We start from the raw sequence: 22,252 nt of genomic DNA, 5'->3' as shown, positions 1-22,252 counted from the left end.
CATTCCAAGCCCTTCGGTCCTGCTTTTCAAGATCATACCGTGAAAGTCCCATTGCATTTCTCCGTCGGCCGCATTGGCTGGAAGAGAAACGAACGATCGAGTGAACCTTTGGGCCGAAGCGGATTGGCAGCTTCGGACCCAGGACCTTCAAAAGATGGGGTATTCGGCTTGAGCCTCATCTTCGGGTGAGCGTGGATGGTGGATATGTTGAAGGTGCTGCGCTTCGAGCTGATGATAAACGTGGTCTGCATGGAGCAGCCACAAGCATCATCAGAGGGAGAAGCGCAGCATGAAATATTATGCCGGATTGGATTCGGTGAAAGAGACCGCAGTGTGCATCATCGACGAAACAGGCCAGATTTGCCGCGAGATAAAGGTGGCGAGCCATCCGGAGGATCTGGCACGGGTGCTCAAGGATCCCAACTGGCGGCTTGAGCGCGTTGGGCTTGAAGCCGGGCCCCTGTCGCAGTGGTTGTTCGAAGGCCTGGCCAGGGCCGGCCTGCCGGTGATCTGCATCGAGACCCGCCACACCAAGGCACTCCTTAAGGCGCAGGTGAACAAGACCGACCGCAATGACGCCCGCGGCATTGCGCAGATGATGCGGGTTAACCTGTTTCGCCCGGTGCATGTGAAAACCCTGACGAACCAGAAGCGCCGGGCGCTGCTGACCGCCCGCAAACTCTTGCAGGAAAAGGCCATTGCCGTTGAGAACGACCTCCGCGGCTTGCTGCGCAACTTCGGGCTCAAGGTCGGCCCTGTTGGTGCCGTCAAATTCGAGGTGCGCATCCGCGAACTCACCGCAGGCATGCCTGACTCGTTGAACCGCTGCTCGAGGCACCCAGCAAGCTGCGGCGGAACTTTGCCACGCTCCACCGCAAGCTTCTGACCCTTGTCCGCGAGGATGCGGTCTGTCGGCGGCTGATGACGATACCTAGCGTCGGTCCGGTGGTGGCGCTGGCCTAACCGCGACGATCGACATCCCGCAGCGGTTCAAGAGCGCGAAGGCGGTCGGGCCGGCTTTTGGCCTGACGCCGGTGCTCCACGAGTCGGGCGAAAGCCGGCGCATCGGCCGGATATCCTGCTGTGGCGACGGCATGCTGCGAACGCTGCTCTACGAGACCGCGCAGGTGCTGCTGACGCACGTGACGAAATGGTCGTGGCTGAAGGCCTGGGCGATGAACGTCGCCAAGCGGCGTGGCCGACAAAAGGCCATTGTCGCGCTGGCGCGCCGGCTGGCGGTGATCATGCATCGCATCTGGAGTGACGGCACGCGGTTCCGCTGGACGCGACAAGATATCCTGCCGGCGGCCGCCTGATCGCAGGCCCCGACTATTGCAGCCTGCCGCCGTGCGCTGGCCCGTCAAGGGCAAGTCGCTGGGCGATGGCCTGTCGGCCACCCCTGACCGGCCACGGCGCGCGGGCGGCAGAGCGGAACCCCGGGTCGGGACGAGAAGATGCTCACCAGACCTCGAACAAGGGGAGACGGGTATGAAACGAGCGTGACAAGGATCGCCCCCCATAAGCTTCCACTTGCCGGTGGAAAAGTGTCCTTCGCGGGACGATGGATGAGGTGAGTTCGCAATGTCCGCAGTACCGATCACATCACCGATGAGGTCCGAGCTGATCCACCGCCGTACGACGTCGGGCAATAACCTTCCGCTTTGCTGGGTCGAGTTCAACCACGTCGGGCCCACGTGTCTAAAAGGGACCGAACTCTCTCGCGAGGGGGTTTGTTCCTCATTAGCTATTCGCGGAGATCGAGCAGGACCGCGCGCCCCCCGGACGCGTCAGCGAGCCTTCGGCGAAGCCAACGTCGGTCTCGCTTACGTACGGGTGGAGGGCGCGACGTGCTGCGAAGGTACCTTTAAGAGAAAGCACCTCGCCGTCTGATGCAGCGGCGGAATAGGTTCTGACGCGACTAATCGGATGGCTGGCTCGCCTGCCCCTCGTTTCAATACCTCGCGGCCGGTCGGTTCGCCACAGGCTGCCACCCGTCGCCAAAATAGGCGACCCGAGAGCGCTGCCCCTAGGTGTGCCTCTGGCGGCCATAGCTGTACGGAGAGCGGTGACGGAGTGCCTCGTCATGCGCTCATAGGAGTCCGGAGATAAAGCTGATGATGGTGCAAGGCGCAGATGACGGCGCCGGTGATCTTCATCTTGCCGTCGGTCAGCCGTAGTGAAGTTTCGGTTTGGGCTCGGTGCCGGTGAATTTAACGCCGATACGGTCGTTGCGGCGCCAGCAAACCTCCGATCGATAGGCAAGTCCATCAACCGAGACGTAGAGCAAGAAGCGATCGGGAACCCGGGCTTCGGGCGCGACCTTCAGCTCGGCACCCCCCTCATGTTGATTACGCAAGGTGCAGCTGATTTCGGAATTCTGGATCCCGGTGATGATCGTGCCGCCCTTTAGCACACGTTGGCGGCGCTCGCGCCGATGCTCGCCGGAATTCTCATCAAGCGGGTTCGCAGTGTTTGCCATCGATACAGTGCCAAATCAGCTGAAGTCATCCCCTGGGTATAAAATACCTAAGACAGGAGCACGGCAAGGGGTGCGTCATGTTGCGTGTTACATGACATCACAGCGCATACTCAGTGAATCTATGGGTCGCGCAGAAACACGTAGTGATCTGGCAAGCTCGCGGCGCGAAGAGACTTCCGCACGTCGTGATGTGGACTTATGCAGGCGCGGGCCCTCTGAATGGCCGAATATCTGCTGCCGAAGATCTTGAAGGCGCCGCCGATCGCGTCACTTTCTTCCCCATCAAGACCAACGAACGCATTTTGTACATGAGATTGTCGACACCGCGCGCGTCGCAGCCTGCGACCAGGAGGCTCTCTCTCGTTCGCGTTCGCCCACCCCAGATTCGGCGATGGACTGGATCTCTGAGTTCCGGCCCGCCCAGGAGGGTGCAAGTGGAGGGAATTTCTTATTCCTTCTTTCATGTATTTGCGCCTACAAACCTCAATGGAATGGGGCGCCCATATCTTCGGCTGGTCCGGCAGCAGTCTACGACGACGCCTCGGGAATAACGGCAACGTAGCCGTTGTTTTCGCCCTGTCCTTGCCAGTGATTGTCGGCGGTGCGGGCTTCGGTGTCGAAACGTCCTATTGGTACTACAGCAGCTTGAAATTGCAGGCGGTCGCAGACGCGGCAGCCTATGCTGGCGCTTTAGAAAAGGTTTCGGGATCAGACAAGTCCGCGATTGTCTCCGCCGTGGCGCTGTCAGCAGCCTCGAACGGTTTTGCAGCGTCGGCAGGCACGATCGAAGTCTTCACGCCCCCGTCCTCCGGCCCGAATGTCGCCCAAAAGGCCGTCGAGGTTATCGTTCATCAGACCCTCGATCGGTTTTTTACATCGATATTCACGCAGAACGCGGTCGGCGCACAAGCAAGAGCGGTGGCCCTTATCACTGACGCCTCAAAAGCCTGCGCTTTGTCGCTCAATCCGTCCGCCCCGAAAGCGGCGCTTTTTTCGGGCAGTTCGATCATAAAAATGACGGGCTGTTCCGTGATGTCGAATTCGATAGCTGCGGACGCCATCAAGCTTCAAGGATCAGCAAACCTTCAGGCCGACTGCCTGATATCGGCCGGCGGTGTTTCGTTGAACAACCCTGTGACGACGGTGTGCGCCAGCCCGATAACCCAGGCCCTACCCGCCGGTGATCCCTTTGCCGACCTGCCGACGCCACCAGCCACAATCCCCTGTCAAAACTCGAGGCTGTCGACCCTTAGCCCCGGGACGTACTGCAGCGGGCTGAGCCTGAGCGGCAACGTTGCCCTCTCGCCCGGCGTGTACGTCATCCAAGGCGGTGATTTCAAAGCGAACTCGAACGCCAACATCTCCGGCGACGGGGTCATCATCTATCTCGCAGGCAGCTCGGGCGTCAGCATGAACGGCAACGCCACAATCAAGCTTAGCGCACCGACGTCGGGCACGTATTCCGGCGTTCTGTTTTATGGCAACAAAGGTAACCTGACGGGGTCGAACACGTTCAATGGCACGGCGGATTCGCTTTTGACCGGCGCTCTGTATTTTCCAACCCAGGACGTCAATTATCTCGGCAATTTTTCTGGCAAGGGTGGTTGCACGCAGGTCGTCGCCAGTACCTTGCAGTGGTCCGGCAACACGAGCATCAGCCAGGATTGCACCAGCCTCGGAATGCGAGACATTCCGGCGACGCAGTCTGTTCGGCTTGTCGAGTAATCTTCGTGGAACGGCGGTACGTCCGGAATTTCCGGTGCGATTCAGGTGTTGCTGCGGTGGAGTTTGCGCTGATTGTGCCGATCCTTTGTCTGGTACTTCTTGGCGTCATTAACGGCTGGACTTTCGTATCAAGCGCGCTGTCGATGCGTGCAGGCGTAAAAACGGCGGCGAACCTCGTGATGCAAGGAGCAGTCGAGGATGCGACTATCCAAGCTGTCGCTCTTTCAAGCTGGGAAAACCACCCCGCTGGCGCGCAGGTGACACTGAGCCGGAAATATATGTGCGGGAACATCGCGGTCGATCCATCGATCCTGTGCGACACTTTGAAAGCCCCCTCGGTCTTCGTCGTAATACAGGCGACAGCCATCTGGTCACCGCCCTTCATTTTTGGCGATTCCTCCTTCTCGCGCGAGCTCAATCATCAACAGGTGATTCGTGTTCGCTAAAGGTAGAGCTTTCACGGGGGATGCATCAGGCGGAGCCGGATTGGAGTTCGCACTGCTCGCGCCTTTTCTCATGATGCTTTTGTTCGGCATTTTCGCGTTCGGCTGGGCACTGAACGCCATGTCGAGCGTTCGATATACGCTGGAAACGTCCTCGCGTGCGCTGCAGATGAAGAACTCGCTGACGCAGGCTCAGATCCAAGCCATAGCCACGGAAAAATTACTGGATTTGGGATTGAAAGACGTCGAGGTTACGATTGGGATCGATCCCCCTAGCGGCGGTTTCCGCATGGCGCATCTGACCGCCACCTATGCTTTCGTCATCGAGTTCCCATATTTCGACCAGTATCCGATAAATTACGCAACGACAGTCACAGTTCCTTTGATTGGGACGTAAGGCTTGTTCACGTCGGACACCGCGGCTAACGCTCTGTCCCAGAAATACCTGCAGCGAAGCTCTTCCTCACGATTAAACTAGATGCTCCACAAGCGGACGCTACAGGCCTAGCTTCTCCCGGAGTGCATCAATGCGTTTAGAAGCTTCCGCCTTGCTGAAGCCGTCAGCATAAGCGTCAGGGTCGTCGGCCTGTTCGGCCAGAGTGTTCCAATACGAAGCTTGTGCGGGGTCATTGGATCATCTCCGCTAACCCAATCTTCTGCGTCTTTTTCGACGTTTGCTGATGCCCCGGTTTTTGGCTTATTGCGGGCCACTCACAGCTCATCTCCCTTGCTGACTAGCACAATGAGGCTGATCACGATTTGTTCCTGGCTTCGCGAAAAGGGCGATCTCGCGAAGGCAATTGCGCGAGGGGAGTGACCGGCGCCCTCCCTGAGCACGATCCTGATAGAATATCCCATGGCCGTCCGAATAGCGCTCAGCGCGCTGTCAACGGTTTCCAATCCGATCTTCATACCGGACTGTGTGGTGTCGGAAACAGGTGAGCAGGAATACTATCGGCGGCTTGGCGGTATGAAGAAATCTTAAGAAATGCATCCCGAGACAAGTTTCTGGATGCGAAGCTAACGACAATCTTCAACTTGGTGCGTATAGAATCGTGCATTGTGAACGCGCAGTTGAGGAGGTTCTAGAAATAACGTAAAGCGCAAAAGCGAAGCCAGTCGCAAGATAATTCTTGACGGATACGTTAATAACGAACCGTCGAAACATATTGCGACCACGATCGGACTAAGAATCAGTAAACCCCGAAGGAGGCGGGCCAAATTTCGGCGTGAATTTCACATCCGGAACATAACCACGAGTTAATGATATATGGATATTATAAATATCGCGATTGCACGCACACTTTTGAACTCTGAACGGTACAATCATCAGGAACGAGTAACTTATTACAACACCATCTGAACGAATCACGTTGAAGAACTTTCTGTAAATCCAGAATAACTTGCTTCATGCTGGTGAAATTGTGGGTAGGGGTAGAAAATGACTCTGATCGATAGGCACACTGAAGCTGCGGCGGGCAACCGATACATTCCGATGAGGACCAAGTATGACCGTGAGGCCGATACGAAGCGGCCCTCTTATGCCTATTCAGATCGTGCATCTGATCGACTGGGCGCAGGGGTCGGGGAGCCAAGAGCACGTAGCCTGGAATCCATAACCGGCATGCTTGATCGCATCGGCTGCGGCTATCTCGTGCTGAACCGAGAGAGGAAAGTGGTCGAATGGAACGCGGCCGCTCAAACCACGCTGGAGCGCCAGGGCGAAGTAGCCGATACGGCCAGCGGCCTTTCAGTGGCCTTGAGGCGGCTGATCGCGAATGTTCCGGCCCATTTCCTGCCGGGCTCACTATCATGGGTGGTGATCCGCAGCAGCGCCGACACGCCGGTGATATTGAACGAGAACGGGTTTATCGCTCCTGACGGAACGAGCATTGTGGCGTTACTGGACCGCGAGAACAGGTCGGGGCCAAATCCTCAGACACTGCAAAAGATGTTTGGCTTGACGGGCGCGGAAACGCACCTCGCGTTGCGCTTGGCTCAGGGCGATGCGCCTTTGGAGATCGCGCGCAGTTGGCGCCTCAGCCGCACCACGATCCGCTCCCACCTTGCCTCGCTGTTCGCCAAGACTGAAACGAAACGTCAGGCGGAACTGGTGGCTCTTCTTGGACGCATCTCAGTCTTGCCATAAGGCCGTCGTTTGGATGCATCCCAGCAAACAGCCAATCCCGAAACGCTTTGACTTTCCGCTGGGCAATGGCGCAGGGCGGGTAGACGATGAAGTATTTTGACGAGGCCTCGAGGGCGAGTTCAAGGGACGTACAAGTGTGCCGGCGGCAAGGTCAGCCGCGACCAGCATGGTTCGACCCAAAACGACGCGCTCACCTCGAACGGCGGGCTCGACGGCGAAAGTTGCGGAGTCGAACGTCACGCCACAACAATGCCGGCATTCGATAGCCAAGTCGCCCAAGTGATCGATGAGCGTATGGTGTCCGAGATCCTCATGGGCGTTCAAGCCTCCAAGGGCCACGCCAGCGGCGCACGTGATTTCTTCTGCGAATGCTGGTGCCAAGGTCGCGACGTGCAGGGCGCCTGATTGTGGCCCGTACGTCATGCGTCGGTCGTCGGGCTTCTCAACAAGCTTCATGCCGTGCAATCGACAGTCATCGGTTAGCGAAATATCAAAGCGCGCGATGACGCTCCTGGCGCGGCAGGCGGCTTCAGTCTAATTGACAATATGTGCAGGTTGGTGGTCCCCTTTTTGAAGTTGCCGCGGTTGGATCCGCGGTGGTTTTTGAAGGCAACGGGTTAGGCCGCCCTCGCCGCGATCTTCGCTGCAATCCAGTCGGAGACCTCTGAGTGAAGGACGCGGCGGTCGCCGAGTGAAACCGCAACCGGAAACCGGCTTTCGACGCGATATCTGTTGACCATCGTACGGCTCATGCCCGTTATCTTCGCGGCGTCATCAAGGACTCAAGTGCAGGCGAATTATCGTTCTTGGTTCCTCCTCGCAGCCAACAGATTCGGACGCGGTTCAACTGCTGATTGAAAGAGATGGGAGGTTTCGTCACAGTCCACATGGGAGCGGCGGGATGCTGGCCCGGCCATCCTGCAGGCGACCAACGGGCCGCACGTGTCGTTATCTTGGCATCCAGAAACTTATCTCGGAATGCATTTCTTGCCATAATCCAGCGTGATCGCCGTTTCGGTCGGCTCGAGTTCCGCCAGTCTTGCCAGATGCCTGAAAGTACACCACATGATTGAGAGGGGCACGGGCATACCCGATTCGGATATGGCACCACGCGATGGACACTAAGAGGCAAGACGAGGCCCCTGCAAGGCAGCCGCGAGACCGTGACCGACGTCGTTGGCCGCGCGAAGGTCAACCCCACAATGGGGACGCTCCATCACTCGAGCCGGCGCTCGAACCTCTGCCCTTTTCAACGCTTGAACTGGCGCCAGAAGGTCAATTCGCCGCTTGGCAAGAGCATATGGCGCCGCTTGTCGAGGTCAGGTTGCCGGATGGCAAATCGCTGAACGATGGCTTTCCCGCCGATCACATGGCTTGGAATCTCGGTGGCATGCTGATCGTTCAACAGCGCGCGCCGGCACATAGCTACTTGCGTTCCGCCGCTAAGCTCCGATCCAGTTCGATCGATCACTGGTACATCGTCTTGCCACGAACTGGCCGGTCGTGGACGGAGGTCGATCGCCGCGTTGCGGAAAACCAGTCGGGCAAATTGGAGATCAGATCGCTTGGCTACCCGTTTCGCGGGAGGGTAACGGACTCGGAAAGTCTCTTTCTGTATATGCCGCGTGATTTGTTCTCTGATGCGGCGTCAACCCTCGACGCAAAGAACAATTCAATTCTGTCCGGCAACTTTGCCAACCTCTTGGTCGACTACGTCAACAGCATAGAAGCAAGACTGCGCAGCCTCACGGCTGACGATCTGCCCCGCATCGTGCACGCAACACGCAGCATGATTATTGCCTGCCTCGGGCCTCCGGCGGAACAAGCTGCGGCCGTCGAACAATTGACGGGTGTCGCGCTAATGGAGCGAGCGCGTCGATACGTCCACCACAATCTGGATGCGGCTCATTTGACACCGGATTCAATGTGCCGGGCGCTCGGCGTCTCGCGCTCTCGTCTGTATCAGTTGTTCGAACCAAGCGGTGGTGTTCTCCATTACGTACAAAGTCGCCGCCTTCTGGCAGCCCATGTTGCGCTAAGCGATCCGGCGGACAGCCGGCGCATTGTTGAAATTGCTGAAGCCTTCGGGTTTAGTTCAGCGGCTAATTTCAGCCGGGCATTCAGCAAGGAATTCGGTTACAGCCCTCGCGAAGGCCGCAGCACGGTGGTGTTGCCGCGCCCCGCCAACTCTGTTTCGCTTGCCGGACAGGAGAAAGCCTCTTCCTTTGAAGGTTGGCTCAAAGCGCTCGGAAGCTGAGTACAGGATCGGCGATGCTGATGGGGCGGGCTCAAAACAGGCTTGCCGGGCGGGGAAGACCGCGCCGCACAATATCTTCGTGTCGCGTCCACCGCGCCATCAATCACATAGCTGATTCCCGCCAATTCGCGATTTATTAACGAACTGTGACTGTTCGACGTTACCGATAATTTGTCACCAGTCACGGCGGAGCATGCATTGCAACTGCGCTGCATGCGGCACTTGTTAAGACTGCGAGTTGAAAGTTTGCTAAGGTTGATAGTTATGCTATTCCTAGATTGGGGGCGCGAATTTGCACCGCCTATGGAGGTGGCTCTTGCGCCCACAGGCATCAGGCGTCGGCACAGAGAGTGAGGGGCCTTCCTCGAGCGATGCTCCACGTGCCGGCGATGGGATACTCGCTGACCTTTTGGCGAACACGACCGAACTTTTGTCAATCTATGACCGCGACTTCCGCCTGACGCACTACGCAACCAAGCTCAAGGGCGTGTACGGAGGCGCGGTGGCGCTGGGCGCCGCCGTCTGGGAGATCTACCCGAGCTTTCTCAATGCGAGGTATCGCGACGATTTCCTTCGTGTGTTCCAGGGCGGCTCTCCGGCAAGCATCGACTTGCCGTCGTCATCAGGCGAAGCGCCCCGGTCCGTTTTCGTCTTCCCCACTGCAAATGGTGTGGGAATCATCGAATCAAGGGAGCACGGCGGGCGGAGCGCAGCGGAGGAGGAAGAGCATGTAATTCTGCTTCATCAGGCGACACACGACGTGCTGACCGGACTGCAGAATCGGCGGCGATTCGGCGAGCGGCTGCAGCAAGCACTGGCGGCCCTCGGCAGACCAAAGCCGGAAGCCGCCCTGTTGCAAATCGACCTTGACGGTTTCAAAGCGGTCAACGACACGCTCGGCCATGGAGCAGGCGACACGCTTCTTCAGCTCGCAGCGGGTCGTATCCGCGACGCGCTGCAGGACGGAGAATCTGCGTATCGGTATGCCGGCGATGAGTTCGCTGTCATCCAATTGGGAAGGGGGCAGCCAGCAGAGGCTGAGCGCCTCGCCGAATCGCTGGTCGACGCGTTTAAGGAGCCGTTCGTCATCAACGGCATTCCCATCTTCGTCGGCTCGAGTATCGGAATTGCCTTCAGCCCGGAGCACGGGACGGATGGCGAGCAGCTGATGAAAGCCGCTGACATTGCTCTTTACGCGGCCAAGACAGATGGACGCGGCTGCGCTCGAACATTCAACCGTTCGATGCTGCTCTTGCTCGAGCAACGCGAGAATCTGAGGCGCAGCCTTCGAACCGCGCTGGAGCGGGGCGAACTTTATCTGGAGTATCAGCCGCTCAATCGGCCTCCCTCGTCGGTGATCGGTTTCGAAGCGCTACTGCGGTGGCGGCACCCCGAGATCGGAATCATTCCTCCCAACGTTTTCATACCGATCGCCGAAGCCGACGGTCTGATGGACGAGATTGGACGATGGGTGCTCGAGGAAGCCTGTCGCCAGGCATTGACGTGGCCTTCCTCGCTGACGGTCGCAGTGAACGTGTCGCCGGCTCAGTTCCTTAGCGGTTCGCTAACGGATACGGTTGCTCAAATCATCGACTCAGTTGGAATCCGGGCCGACCGACTTGAACTCGAGATAACCGAGCAGGTTCTTCTTGAGAAGACGATCGACAATATCGACACCTTAAATACTCTGAGCGTCTTGGGGATACGAATATCGCTAGACGATTTTGGAACATACTATTCATCGTTGAGCTACCTTAAGAACTTTCCCTTCGACACCTTGAAGATCGATCAGTACTTTATCACGGACTTGGAGACCGATCTCAAAAGCCAGACCATCGTGCGATCGATCATGAGTCTGGCGCACGGCCTTGGAATAAGCGTCACCGCCGAAGGGGTCGAGACGTCGGCACAGGCACGGTGGCTGATCAAGGAGAATTGCGATTGCCTGCAAGGGAATTTCCTGGGACGCCCGCTCGGAGCCGAGGCAACCAGCGATTTCATCAGGCGGTCCCCGCTGAGGGTGGTACGAGCGATGGAGCAATCAAATCGGGCGGTCTAGCGCCTTGCACCCTTTGTCAACGGCGAAGTGGAGATTTGTAGAACGATCGAGGCAGACACCGCGCAATTTTTGGAGTCGGTGCGAGACTGAGTCATAACGGAGCGCGGTGAAATTTTCCGCCTCGGAGGTCATCGCGCCGCCAGGGGTCAATACTGATAGAACAAGGGAGGATGCCGATGGGACCTGTTCATCATGATCTGGCTGGCGGGCCGACTTTTGAGCCCATGATCCAGATCGACATGCAAATCAAAGCTTTCGTCTCCGCTTGGAGACACTGCGATTATCTCTCGACATACATGGCCCGGATGATCAGTCAAAACAGGTCAGACTCGGTCCGGCATTCAAATCTCTTTTCCTCTGCCTTCAACGAATTGCTGGAAGTCGCCTTTCGTACGCGCCATGCCGACGGCGAACTGGCATGCAGGGTGTCTCGCCACGGCGCCACGGACAGGATCGAGTTGACGTTTCCTTGCCTGCCAGAAGAGCGCCAGTTCTACGAAGAAGCCGTGTCGCAAGTCGCAGGGTTCGAGGCCAGGGAGCGATATCTTAATTCTGTGTCTGGGGATCTCGCGCCCAGCCGGGAAATCGTACTCTTGGAACTGGCTGTCGACTACAACGCGACACTCAGGGTCGAGGAAGCCGATGGTGATGCAATCAAGCTTGTCGTGGATCTTCCGCTTGAAGGCCTGCAAAATTGAGCCCTTACGACCTTCTCCCCCGCTTCAAGGCGCAATACGACGCGAACAATCAGGAGTTCTCCATATCGGGGGTGGTCCGGCCTCAGGCGATCGATGAGCTTGGGTCCAGCATAGCATTGCTTCGCGATGCGATTCACCGTGTGCGGGGCGTTCTCTACGTCAATGTCCGACGCCTGACGCAGATGAATAACGCTGCATTTCACACCTTTTCGAGGATCATTATTGACGCCTGTCGCGCTCGACCCGATCTCAAATTCGTCGTCATCACGTCAAGCGTCGTCGGATGGACCTCGCGAAAATTCGGTCGCCTGAGCGGAATTGAACCGAACATCACGGTCGAGGAGTATGACACCGAATTCTATCCGGGGCAGGGCTTCCTTGAGGAAGGCGGGTTCGTACCGATCCTGCGTACTCAGACAAAGATGACATGGCGCCACGAGCGCGCAATCTTGCCGCGACACGGTATGAGGCCCGGGATCGTCATGGCCGACATCTGTTGCGGGATCGGCGATTTCGCTGTGCTCGCGCAGAAGGAGTTCCAGCCATCGCGGATCGTCGCCCTCGACCACTCCAGGTCGAGCCTCGCCTATGCGCGAAACGTGGCTGCGGAGTTCGATATCAAGGGCATCGAGTACACTTATGGCGATGCGTCAGAAATGCTGCTCGAGGAAAATCAGTTCGACCTCGTCACGTGCCGCCATTCGCTGCAGGTGTTCAACAAGCCCGAACTGATCCTCAGGGAACTGTTTCGCATCTGCAAGCCGGGCGGACGTGTCTACATCACCAACGAAAAAAATTCGCATTGCCTGGGCGAACCACGCGCCGACAGCATCCAGTGGACCTATAACGAGGTCGCCAAGCTGTGGGCCCACTTCCAGATGGATATTGAGCTCGGCCCGAAGAGCAAACGCTACCTGACCGAAGCGGGGCTCGAAGACATTCGGGTCGAGTCCTTCATGGTCACCAACCACGACGGCGATCCACAGGACTTCGCGGACGTCATAGCGGCATGGGAGGATGTTTATGCAGGCGAGATGGCTACCAAGCGAGGTGACACACCGGCGTTTATCAGGCGGTTCCGACAGGGCTTCCAGGACCACATCTTCGCTGCGCTCCACTCCAAGGGCTATGCCGGCTGGCCGATCTGGGTTGCATCGGGACGCAAGCCGGTATGACCGATTTGGATGCAACACCGCCCAGACCCTGGCCTGTTCTCCGGCTTAACAGCTTCCGCGCTAAATTCTTGATCGTTGTGGGTGGGGCGGTGCTGTTCGACCTCCTCGTCGGCGGCGGCGTCGCGCTGTGGAATGTGAACCGGCTTTCCCGGGACGCGACGCACCAGATCGAGAGCGGCCTCACCAAGGCAAGCCAGGAATACCTCCAGAACTATATCGAGACGACGGCGCTGCGCGCCGATCTCCTGTTCGGCCGCATGCACTCCGAGGTGACCGCACTTGCAGCCTCCATGCAGAGACTAATAGATTACCCGGAAGCAAAAGATGCGATCGGCAAGGCGTTGGCGAAGAACCCCTATTTTAATGCGCCGCTTGCATATGACGCCACGGGAAACTGGGTACAGACCCAGCAAGGGTCACCTTCGGTCATGAGTGTCTGGGGATATCTCCTCTCCGGCGATCACCAACCGAAGCCCGAAATTCTCCGCGACATTCAGGAGAGTGCGATCTTCGATATTTTTGGCACAAGCCAGATGTCAACTGGCGCCAAGAAGCTGCAGGTCTACTACGTAGGGCCGAAGGCAGGGCCGATCATGCGCACGATTCCTTATTCCGATCAGGCGCAGACCTTCGACAAGCTTTATCCAGGCCACGACAAAGCGAATTTCTGGGATTTCTTCTTTCCTGGCGTCTATGAAGGCTGGGAAGGCTGGATCAGGGAGCCCGATTCGCGCCCCGTAAAGGGCGATGACATCACTGCGACTGCTCCTTATATCGACGCGATTACCGGCAAGCTCATAGTGAGCTTCTTCCACCCACTCTGGACGAAAGACCGCAGTAATGTGGCCGGCATGGTCGCTGCCGACGTTACGCTCGATCAACTCGCTGACATCGTCGAAAGCGTGAAGGTCGCCGATACGGGCTTCGGTTTTCTCACCATGTCGAACGGCAATGTGCTCGCGATCAAGCCTGAAGGCGAGAAAATGCTCGGGCTCAAGATCGCAAGTGGTGCGGCAGGTCAAGGCGTTACCGGCCTCGATCGCTCGCTCAAAAAGAGTACGCACGCGACCGTCGCAGCGCTCGAACTTCCCGCCGACGACAAGACAGTCATTAAGCATATTTCGATTGAGGAAAACGGCAAAGCCCAACCGTACATCGTCGCACTTCGCCGACTAAACCCAGTCAATCTCTGGAATAGTACGGGGTCCATCACGGCCGAAACCCTGATGCTTGGCTTCGTCGTCCCCGAACGGGAAATTTATGCTTCCCTCCTTGCAGCGCAGCAGAGCATTTCAAGCGCAACCAACCGGATCCTGATCACCCAGGTCATCGCAGTTATCGTTTCGCTCCTGATCGTCTTTGCGGCTGTCTTCGGAATTTCAAAGCGGATCACTGCAGGCCTCAGTGCGCTTGCCGGGGCCGCCAAGCGGTTGCAGGCGAAAGACTATTCAGTCCGGGTAAGCATTCCGACGCGCGACGAGGTTGGAGCGGTGGGGGTTGCTTTCAACCGGATGGCCGAGCAGATCAGCTTTCACACAGAAAACCTCGAGCAACTCGTCGACGAACGAACCAGGGAACTCGGGGACGCCAATCAGGAGATTTCCGCACTCAACGAAAAGTTGCAGGACGAGAACATCCGCCTTGGCGCCGAACTCGCGGTCGCCAGGCAGATACAGATGATGGTCCTGCCGAAACAATTCGAACTCGAAGCGATTCCGGGGCTGGAGATCGCGGCCTACATGCGGCCGGCCGACGAGGTCGGCGGTGACTATTATGACGTCCTGCAGAACGGGTCACGGGTCAAGATCGGCATCGGCGACGTGACTGGTCATGGTCTCGAGAGCGGCGTGCTGATGCTGATGGTCCAATCCGTTGCACGTGCGCTGCAGGAGACCAACGAGGCGGATCCGCACCAGTTTCTGGATCGGCTGAACAGAGCGATCTACAAGAACATCGAGCGGACGAACACCGGCAAGCATCTCTCGCTGGCCTTCCTTGACTTCGAGGATGAGCGGGTAACGCTATCCGGCCAGCATGAGGACGTTCTCGTCGTGCGTGCGGACGGGGACGTCGAACGCATCGACACGATGGATCTGGGTCTGCCGGTTGGCCTGGAGAATGACATCTCGAAGTTCATTGCCACGCGCGACATCCTGTTCGGCAGTGGCGACGTGATCGTGCTGCACACCGACGGTGTGACCGAGGCGGAAGACCAAGACAGAAGGCTGTTCGGGTTCGAGCGCCTCTGCCAGAGCGCACGAAAACGTCAAGGCGGGAGCGCCGAGGAAATCAAAACCGGGATCATCGAGGATCTCATGGCCCATATCGGGATCCAGAAGATCCACGACGACATCACCCTCGTGATCATAAGGCACACATAGCCATGACAACGCTGTTCGGGACCCCTGACGTTGCAATCGGGATGAAGGAGAGCGTCAGTCGCGTGCGGCTGTTCGACGGACCTCTCGACTTGAGTTGGCGTCATTGTGCCACGACCTCGGACTTCATCGCCGATCTTTTCGCATTGCGCTTCCGGTCGTCCCGCAATGACTACATGGAAGTGCGGCACAGCATTGGATATCTGGTCAACGAACTCATCGAAAATGCCGTCAAGTTTCGCGCACCGGGTGAGATCTTGATCGAGGCGTCGATGGATTCGGAATGCTTCAAGCTCAAGGTGTCGAATGACCTCGATGGTGAAGATGCGTCCGAGTTCCAAAGTCTCCTGGAGGACATCACGGTTGGCGACCCCATGGACCTGCTGATACAGCGAATTGAAGCCAATGCCGCGAACCCCGACGTAGGAGGCTCCGGACTTGGATTGCTGACGTTGATGAGCGACTACGGCGCGCGCCTGGCTTGGATATTCAGCGCCGCCAACGAAAGCGATCGGATTTGCGTGGAGACATATGCCTCCATTCCGATCTCGCAAATTCACAATTAGAGGAAACGAAGCCAGGCTATGGAAATCAAGACAGACGACTACCGCGTATGGACTGAAGGAAGCGAAATTTTCTTCGACGGTGCAATGCGGCTTGCCAGTTCCGACGCCGGTGCGCCTATCACGGCGTTGGCGACCAGTGTGCTTGCCTCGAATCCCGCTTCCATTACGCTCAATCTGAAGGACCTTCACTTTCTCAACTCTTCCGGCATCAACCTGCTGGCGAAATTTACTATCGAGGTGCGCAAGCATCCCGATGTTCGACTCGTCGTGCGTGGAACGCCCGACATACCCTGGCAATCGAAATCATTGCCGAATCTGAAGAAGCTGCATCCCGCTCTGGTGCTTTTGATGGACTAACCAGGTCCCGAAATTTGCCAGGGGACTGCGTGGGCTTGCGGCAACCCGAGATAGTATAGGTCAGCCGGGGACGATGCGTGAGCCCGGCACCGATAGTGAGAAGGTGCAGGAGCGCGGCGCCTACAGCGAATATGTACACCAGGACAAGTATTTGGACGCCAAGCTAAAGACAATCCGGCCTCGTGCGCAGATGCTCGCAATGGCTCGGCGGGGGCTCGGCACAGGCGGCAGGCGTCCAAGTTGGGGGGATGTCGGGCCTGTGCCGATCAGCCGCCGCGCGATCAAAGGTGGCGTCATTGAGTAAGCGTGCCAAGGTGAACGGCGGCCAGCTGGAGTTCATTCCGCCGCAGATCCCGACTCGGGTCACGGAGCCGCCCGAAGATGACGGATGGGTTCACGAGGTCAACCTTGACGGCTACCGAACGCAGATCATCATCGATAAAGGCGGCGTGCGTCTGTACAGCAAGAACGGCCGTGACTGGACCACGAAATACTGGCCCATCGCGCTGGCTGCCGAGCTGCCATGCCGGGCTGCCATTATCGACGGCGAGGTCATTGTTCCAGGCGAGCAGGGCGCTCCCCATTGCCCTGCGCTGGAAGCCGCGATCTGGCACGAACCGAGCCGGCTGGTGTTCGTCGCGTTCGATATCCTCCATCTCGACGGTCGCAATCTAGCCTCCTTGCCCCTGCTGCAGCGCAAGCAGGCGCTGTGGCAACTCGTTGAGCACGGCCTCGGCAAGATCCAGTACAGAGAGCATTTCGAGAGCAGTGCGCTAGCGATCTTTCGGGCCATCGAGAAAGTGGGGCTCGAGAGCATCATCTCGAAGCGCGCCGACAGCGGCTACAGGAGCGGATCGTCGAACACATGGCTGAAGGCCAAATACTTCGAGGAAGCCGATTTCTGAGCATCGACGACGCTTCTGCCACAACCGCGACCTCAGCTCGGCACCAGCAACTCTGCTTTTGATAGAGCGGTGCCAGGTCAGTTCTAAATTTTAGAGTAGTGACGATGCTCTGGTGCGCGCACGCAACGGGTCTGCTTCGTCCCTCGTCCCATCGTCGAAAACTAGGAAGACTTCCGCAGCCAGGTATTCCCGCTGTTCCCTGTCTTTCTTGGCTAGGCGGCCCTCCTTGCAGAGCCGGTCAAACGCCCGCCGAAGCAGTCCAGATCAACTGGCCAGTAAACACCACTGCAACGCGACAATGACCGCGATAGGCTCATATCATATGGTACGTGCAAAGTGGGCGCGCGACCTAACTCCCGGGCTTCCCAAAAAATCCTGTGTCACCTTGGTTGAGGTCAGAGTCGAGCCATTCAGCCTCAACCGCCCGCGCACTCACTACCCGCCGAGCGTCGAGTCGCGGGAGCCAAATTTCGATCAGGGTGAAATGCCGAATTGGGCCCGGCCTGCAGTTGCTTTTATGGCGACTTCTGGGCAGCGACAGGCTGGTCCAATCTGTCCCAAGGGTCGACGGTCTTGTTTTCTGCAACAATACGGCCATGGAACTGACTACGGCATCTATGGGCAAAGAACACTGATTTGAGCGCGAGCGGCCTATCGCGGGTAGATCAACCGTACTATTAATAACTCGATCGCGGCCGACGGATCGGACGAACAAACCGCCACAAGCTGTTCGCGCAGCCAAGCGTTTCCAGCGTCCCGGTTAAATCGTCGGTGCCAGTACATTGTGACGTCCATAGAAGGCGATTCCATCGGCAGCATGAAAATGTCCAAGTCGAGACGTTCGGCCATCAGACGCGCAAAGTGAGCCGGGATGCTGCCGAGCAACTCGCTCGTCGCCACGGCAAGCGCAACAGCCTGCAAATGCGGAACGGTGATGACACCTTGCGTGACAGGCCGAGCCTTTCGAGCGCGGGATCTATGGTTCCAGTCTTGCTCCCGTCAGCCGAACGCAACGCCTGTGGGATCGCGCAGAAAATGTCGGTGGGGATGGTCTCGCCAGTTCGTACACCCCTTGCACGCAGCAACGGATGCCCACGGCGAGCGATGCAAACGAGCCAGGAACGGAACAGCTTGTGGCTGGCGATCCACTCCAGCGCCTCCAACGCCCGGTCCACGTCTGCCCTGTCGTCGCTCAGCAGGTCGAAAACGTCGCTGGAAGACAGAACCGGCCAAAGTCACTCTGTTTTTGCAGCCCCGATCCCGAAACCCTGCCGGGCAGTGCCCGCCGCCCGGGATAGGGCAGCTAATCAGGGCCGATTGCCTCTAGGAGCGTTATCACGCTCGATCTCGTCGGAGACATAGTCGACAGCGTCCAGATCAAAGCCGGTCCAGCCGCCTGCCTCATATGTCCTGCGGCGTTAGGCTAGGTCGACAGACCTGGCTTGCCCCAGAATCTGCTCGGCGGCGGGTGGATGAATGATCAATAGGAAATTGCGCTGGCAGCGTTGCAAACAAGGGACGTGCGCAGTGCGACCGGGGAACCTTTCTCAAGCGAGAGGGTTCCGAATGCACGGCCGAAAAGGATAACGCTCCTGTTATCCAGATGTCGCCAAGGAGGTCCGCCATGAAGCTTCGCGAGTTGTTGGACCGAGTGAAGGACCTGCCACCGGATACCTTGGTCTGTGTCGCCGAAATCGATGAGGCCTTCGGGGTCAACGTTGCCGTCGTTGAATCCATCGACGATGCCAAGATCCAAGGCCGCAAGCCAGAGGGCACCGAAGCTGTCGAACTCGGCAACGGGACCGAGAAGGTCGTCGTGATCCGTTGGTAAAAGCCGGAGATTGCCGCTGCCCGTCGGGTCATACGAGATCGGCGGTCTTGGTGGGTTCTCTTAGCTCACGACCAGTCTCGCAAAGGAAGGAGTTTCGGCACGAAAGCAGATTTTCCGCATCCGTTCGCTTCTGCGGCGCTACGCCGAACGAGCAGGAGGCATCTGATCTGATCGGAACGGAGATGGAAGACGACGAGGACGCTTGCCGTGCCGCCCATCCGGCCATCTACTCACGATTTGGACGCATGTTCGGCTTTGCCCTTGCGCTTGGTCGACGCCATTTTGTGAAGTTCCTTCTCGCTCATCGGCCTGACCATCGACTTGGACGCGCCCTTCAACTCGCTCTCCTTCTTTTCACCGCGTTTGGCCGCAAGGGCGGCGCCTGCCGCCATCTGCTGGGCCTTGGATTTGGCTGGCATTTAATACCTCCAATATCACCGCCTTGTCGTGAAACGCGGTTGACCTGCTCCGCGTTCCGTTGCTGGGCAACGGCCGCAAAGAACAACGTATCGACCGAAACGAATAGGGGAGTTCTCGATTGCTCTTTCAGCGCAGGAGCGAGTCGCTACCTGAACGTTTGAACGGCCTGTTCATTTTCCCTGGGCGATAGTGCTCCCATTTAGGGACACGCGACATAGTGGGAAGTTGAGATCAGCGAGCATATCAAGCCTATCCAGAGGAGCGGAGCATGCCCTCCTCGCTGGCAGCGGCCTCGAAGGCCATGCGGACCTCCTGAGGCGACACCCTGCCCTCAAACCCATCTATGCAGGACTGCAGCGCCAGCTTCCACTTAGGTCCCCTCTTAGGCCACTTCATGAGTTCCTCGGCAGCACCCTCGACGTGATTGACGCCGTAGGTGACCCCGGGTCGGTCGGTCTTCACAAATACTGGAGGGTTGAACCAATGGAGTGCCATGAGTCGGAACATAACGCGCTACCGGGTTGGTCTGGAACTAGCGGAAAGTGCTCAACCGGAAGGGCTGCGGCAGCGAATGCTCATTCGCCTGGCGATATTGTTCCTGTGAGGGCGTACGCGCCATGATGCGGAGGTTGAAAACGAACAGCCGGCACGCTCGACCTTTAACCAGGAGCGGCGTAGCATCTCTCCTTCCTAGGCAGCAGCCAATGGGTGCCATGGAGCTGGATTAGAGGGCAAAAGTCCGTTCGCGCCCCGCGCAAAGTTCATTTGGCACATATCAGCAACAAAAAAGTCGGCCCGATCTCGCGCTGCAGTGCAACGGGCGAACAGCCCCTTCTGTATTGACGCGAGGATTTCGTATCGAGCGAAATGCCCGCTAGAATTCCCTGCCGATCGGAGGTCACGTTCAATCCCATCTCGGCAGGGAGCGGGCAACAAGCCGAAGGCGTTCATAAAGAAGGCGCCTCGTCGAACTCGCCGTCCTAGCCTAGAAGAGTGCCATTGCGCTCACGCTCAGGCGCTCCGCCTGCATGCTACTAACGGAATACCTGCCTCGGCGCAGACACGATCAAGACCTGCTTCAACAAAGCCAAATCGCCAGGATACCCAATGCCACTCATTGAGACAGGCCCATGACAGCAGATACTTCGATAATCGCCTCGGTTAGCTCTTCGTCGGATGCGGCCAAATAAGGCGCAGCCCGCCTAATTTCCTTCAGTGCCGCTTTGATCGAAACGGTGTCGTCATACTCGGCCCTGTTTAGAAGTGCAGCGATTGCTTGTTCTAGAACTGGAGTTACCCTTTGCAAATTGCTCATCCAACCCTCCCCAAAGACACGCCCCAGCCGGATATTAATTTATTCTTGGTTGGCGTCAATTGGATATAAGAAACGTACGGTTGGTCATCGTTGCTTTGCCGTCAGTCCGGAATATTTCGCGCAAAAATATTCCGCATGCTCGTCTTGATGCGGCCCCGCGAGCAAAAGTCAATTGGCTGATCTTTGTCATTGCGGCGATCGGAGCAAATTCCCGCGAGGGCATTTTTGGAGCAAGACAATACGCCCTTCCCTGCCTCCGCTAGGCGGCGGCGATTCACCGGCTGGTCGTGGTTTTTGCGAGGATGATCTCACCCGAATGAATATTCGCCCAGCGCACGTTCCGGATCACCATACCAGCGGGCGGTGCGCCCATGGCGACATCAACCAACTGCGGCGCGCATTTCGACCCACACCTTGATCATCTGTTACTTTCTCCTCCGGGGCGTTGGCCCCCAAAGGGCCGCACGACCTCGACGCAATACCTGGGTGAACTGTAAGCGGCGCGCTGCCGATAATAGTCCAGGCAGAAATCCAGAAAGGCGGCGAACTTGCGCGACACATAACGGCGTCGCATATAAAGCAGGTTTATCGGGACCAGGGGCGAGTGCCACTCCGGCAGTACTGGCACCAGGTCGCCGTTCATGCACTCGATCTCGGTAAAGAAGGCTGGCAGATAAACGATACCCTCGCCGGCGACGGCGAAGTATTTCAGCATCCAGTAGTCGTTCGCCATGCACTGGGCCGTGGGTATGAAGTCGACCGTTTCCCCGCCGCGCTCGAGATGCCAGGATTGCACGCCCCTTGGTTGGCGGAATGCGACGGCGCCGTGACCGGCCAGGTCCGCGGGCATCGCCGGTTCCCCGAAGTTTTCAATATAGCGCGGGCTGGCATAGAGGCAGAACGACGCTTCGCCGAGCTTGCGCGCAATGTAGTCGGAGTTCGCGGGCTCGCCCCAATGGAATGTGCCGTCGAAGGGCTGGTGCTTCTCCGGCGCAAGGAAATAGCCGAGCGAAAGGAAGATCACGTCGACATGTACCTGCGGATACTGCTGGCGGAAGGCGAACAGCAGCTCCGAGGTGAAGGAGGTGCCGAACTCGCCGGTCGAGCCTATCGTCAGCGTGCCGGCGATATCGTGACCCGCCTCGGCGATCGCCGCCTTCGCTCCTTCGCAGGTTTCCTTGATACGCTGGGCATGGTCGAGGAACTCGACCCCGGCATCGCTCAGATGCAGTTCCCGCCCGTCGCGCACAAACAGCGCGACACCAAGCGAATCCTCCAACGCGCGCACCTTATGGCTCAGGCTAGACTTGGGCAGCCCATACAGTTTCGCGGCGTGCGAGAGCGACTGCGCCTCAGCCACCTTAATGAAATAGTCAATTGCTTCAAAATCCATCGGTCGTCCAACAATTTGAACGTTATGTCCAGAAATGACTAGAAGCTGAGGTTTGCATGGACGACCCTAATACGACAGGATCACAGCGCGCAAGCTGGGCTT

Annotated in this window: 21 protein-coding genes and 1 pseudogene; 15 read left to right on the top strand and 7 right to left on the bottom strand. The window is 57.9% G+C overall.

Annotation, left to right across the window (positions count from 1 at the left end; genetic code table 11):
• Nucleotides 1-289: 289 nt before the first annotated feature.
• A pseudogene (locus tag NKH43_RS19655) lies at nucleotides 290-1,316 on the top strand (IS110 family RNA-guided transposase).
• An 851-nt stretch (nucleotides 1,317-2,167) separates the two neighbouring features.
• Here the strand turns inward: NKH43_RS19655 and NKH43_RS19650 are convergent.
• The gene (locus NKH43_RS19650) at nucleotides 2,168-2,479 is read right to left on the bottom strand and encodes a PilZ domain-containing protein (protein ID WP_023720380.1); all 312 of its coding nucleotides are present in this window, start codon (nucleotides 2,477-2,479) and stop codon (nucleotides 2,168-2,170) included.
• A 486-nt stretch (nucleotides 2,480-2,965) separates the two neighbouring features.
• On the opposite strand from NKH43_RS19650, the gene NKH43_RS19645 reads away from it, so the two are divergent.
• Genes NKH43_RS19645 through NKH43_RS19635 form a run of 3 tightly spaced genes read left to right on the top strand, consistent with a single transcriptional unit; the run spans nucleotide 2,966 to nucleotide 5,044 of the window.
• Complete coding sequence (locus NKH43_RS19645; protein WP_352483397.1) at nucleotides 2,966-4,204, top strand: pilus assembly protein TadG-related protein; 1,239 nt, start codon at nucleotides 2,966-2,968, stop codon at nucleotides 4,202-4,204.
• 56 nt (nucleotides 4,205-4,260) lie between these two features.
• On the top strand, nucleotides 4,261-4,650 hold the full coding sequence (locus NKH43_RS19640; RefSeq protein ID WP_023720378.1) for a TadE/TadG family type IV pilus assembly protein: 390 nt from the start codon (nucleotides 4,261-4,263) through the stop codon (nucleotides 4,648-4,650).
• Between the two features lie 40 nt (nucleotides 4,651-4,690).
• Complete coding sequence (locus NKH43_RS19635) at nucleotides 4,691-5,044, top strand: TadE/TadG family type IV pilus assembly protein (RefSeq protein WP_023720377.1); 354 nt, start codon at nucleotides 4,691-4,693, stop codon at nucleotides 5,042-5,044.
• A 99-nt stretch (nucleotides 5,045-5,143) separates the two neighbouring features.
• On the opposite strand, the gene NKH43_RS19630 is transcribed toward NKH43_RS19635, so the two are convergent.
• On the bottom strand, nucleotides 5,144-5,245 hold the full coding sequence (locus NKH43_RS19630) for a DUF3072 domain-containing protein (protein WP_348633238.1): 102 nt from the start codon (nucleotides 5,243-5,245) through the stop codon (nucleotides 5,144-5,146).
• Between the two features lie 1,026 nt (nucleotides 5,246-6,271).
• Between NKH43_RS19630 and NKH43_RS19625 the strand changes: the two genes are divergently transcribed.
• Together NKH43_RS19625 and NKH43_RS19620 are read left to right on the top strand one after the other, a co-directional pair.
• Entirely contained in the window at nucleotides 6,272-6,796 is a 525-nt protein-coding gene (locus NKH43_RS19625) for a helix-turn-helix transcriptional regulator (protein ID WP_352483396.1), read from the top strand.
• 249 nt (nucleotides 6,797-7,045) lie between these two features.
• Nucleotides 7,046-7,201: a hypothetical protein gene (locus NKH43_RS19620; RefSeq protein ID WP_352859489.1), complete on the top strand. Its 156-nt coding sequence runs from the start codon at nucleotides 7,046-7,048 to the stop codon at nucleotides 7,199-7,201.
• A 212-nt stretch (nucleotides 7,202-7,413) separates the two neighbouring features.
• On the opposite strand, the gene NKH43_RS19615 is transcribed toward NKH43_RS19620, so the two are convergent.
• A complete protein-coding gene (locus NKH43_RS19615) occupies nucleotides 7,414-7,548 on the bottom strand; it encodes an AlpA family phage regulatory protein (protein ID WP_352859488.1) in 135 nt (44 codons plus the stop codon).
• A 362-nt stretch (nucleotides 7,549-7,910) separates the two neighbouring features.
• Here NKH43_RS19615 and NKH43_RS19610 point away from each other — a divergent pair, with 362 nt between their 5' ends.
• The 9 genes from NKH43_RS19610 (at nucleotide 7,911) to NKH43_RS19570 (ending at nucleotide 19,022) form a co-directional block, all read left to right on the top strand.
• A complete protein-coding gene (locus tag NKH43_RS19610; RefSeq protein WP_031194403.1) occupies nucleotides 7,911-9,053 on the top strand; it encodes a helix-turn-helix domain-containing protein in 1,143 nt (380 codons plus the stop codon).
• 409 nt (nucleotides 9,054-9,462) lie between these two features.
• Nucleotides 9,463-11,112 (top strand): putative bifunctional diguanylate cyclase/phosphodiesterase, encoded by a 1,650-nt coding sequence (locus NKH43_RS19605; RefSeq protein WP_352859487.1) that lies wholly within the window; start codon nucleotides 9,463-9,465, stop codon nucleotides 11,110-11,112.
• 176 nt (nucleotides 11,113-11,288) lie between these two features.
• On the top strand, nucleotides 11,289-11,810 hold the full coding sequence (locus NKH43_RS19600; RefSeq protein ID WP_352859485.1) for a ubiquinone biosynthesis methyltransferase UbiE: 522 nt from the start codon (nucleotides 11,289-11,291) through the stop codon (nucleotides 11,808-11,810).
• Nucleotides 11,807-12,985 (top strand): methyltransferase domain-containing protein, encoded by a 1,179-nt coding sequence (locus NKH43_RS19595; protein WP_352859484.1) that lies wholly within the window; start codon nucleotides 11,807-11,809, stop codon nucleotides 12,983-12,985. The genes NKH43_RS19600 and NKH43_RS19595 overlap by 4 nt, the downstream gene beginning before the upstream one ends.
• The gene (locus NKH43_RS19590; RefSeq protein ID WP_352859483.1) at nucleotides 12,982-15,366 is read left to right on the top strand and encodes a SpoIIE family protein phosphatase; all 2,385 of its coding nucleotides are present in this window, start codon (nucleotides 12,982-12,984) and stop codon (nucleotides 15,364-15,366) included. The genes NKH43_RS19595 and NKH43_RS19590 overlap by 4 nt, the downstream gene beginning before the upstream one ends.
• 2 nt (nucleotides 15,367-15,368) lie before the next feature.
• On the top strand, nucleotides 15,369-15,929 hold the full coding sequence (locus NKH43_RS19585; protein WP_031194400.1) for a slr1658 superfamily regulator: 561 nt from the start codon (nucleotides 15,369-15,371) through the stop codon (nucleotides 15,927-15,929).
• Nucleotides 15,930-15,947: 18 nt separating this feature from the next.
• Complete coding sequence (locus NKH43_RS19580) at nucleotides 15,948-16,286, top strand: slr1659 superfamily regulator (protein ID WP_023720364.1); 339 nt, start codon at nucleotides 15,948-15,950, stop codon at nucleotides 16,284-16,286.
• Between the two features lie 314 nt (nucleotides 16,287-16,600).
• Entirely contained in the window at nucleotides 16,601-17,191 is a 591-nt protein-coding gene (locus NKH43_RS19575; protein ID WP_352859481.1) for an ATP-dependent DNA ligase, read from the top strand.
• 1,624 nt (nucleotides 17,192-18,815) lie between these two features.
• Nucleotides 18,816-19,022 carry a hypothetical protein gene (locus NKH43_RS19570; protein WP_023720360.1) on the top strand — a complete coding sequence of 69 codons (207 nt, stop codon included), beginning with the start codon at nucleotides 18,816-18,818 and terminating at the stop codon, nucleotides 19,020-19,022.
• Between the two features lie 230 nt (nucleotides 19,023-19,252).
• Here the strand turns inward: NKH43_RS19570 and NKH43_RS19565 are convergent, their stop codons facing one another.
• From NKH43_RS19565 to NKH43_RS19550, 4 genes are all read right to left on the bottom strand, one after another.
• Nucleotides 19,253-19,441 (bottom strand): DUF3008 family protein, encoded by a 189-nt coding sequence (locus NKH43_RS19565; protein ID WP_352859479.1) that lies wholly within the window; start codon nucleotides 19,439-19,441, stop codon nucleotides 19,253-19,255.
• Nucleotides 19,442-19,691: 250 nt separating this feature from the next.
• Nucleotides 19,692-19,949, bottom strand: coding sequence for a DUF982 domain-containing protein (locus tag NKH43_RS19560; protein ID WP_352859478.1), 258 nt, complete (start codon nucleotides 19,947-19,949; stop codon nucleotides 19,692-19,694).
• Nucleotides 19,950-20,556: 607 nt separating this feature from the next.
• Complete coding sequence (locus NKH43_RS19555) at nucleotides 20,557-20,757, bottom strand: hypothetical protein (RefSeq protein ID WP_352641628.1); 201 nt, start codon at nucleotides 20,755-20,757, stop codon at nucleotides 20,557-20,559.
• Nucleotides 20,758-21,175: 418 nt separating this feature from the next.
• The gene (locus tag NKH43_RS19550) at nucleotides 21,176-22,150 is read right to left on the bottom strand and encodes a LysR family transcriptional regulator (protein WP_352859477.1); all 975 of its coding nucleotides are present in this window, start codon (nucleotides 22,148-22,150) and stop codon (nucleotides 21,176-21,178) included.
• Nucleotides 22,151-22,252 lie beyond the last annotated feature (102 nt).

The sequence above is a fragment of the Mesorhizobium sp. M1163 genome, from assembly GCF_040318415.1.
Classification (GTDB): Bacteria; Pseudomonadota; Alphaproteobacteria; order Rhizobiales; family Rhizobiaceae; genus Mesorhizobium.
Note: the sequence above shows the minus strand (reverse complement) of the source record. Positions and strands in the feature narration are given on the sequence as shown.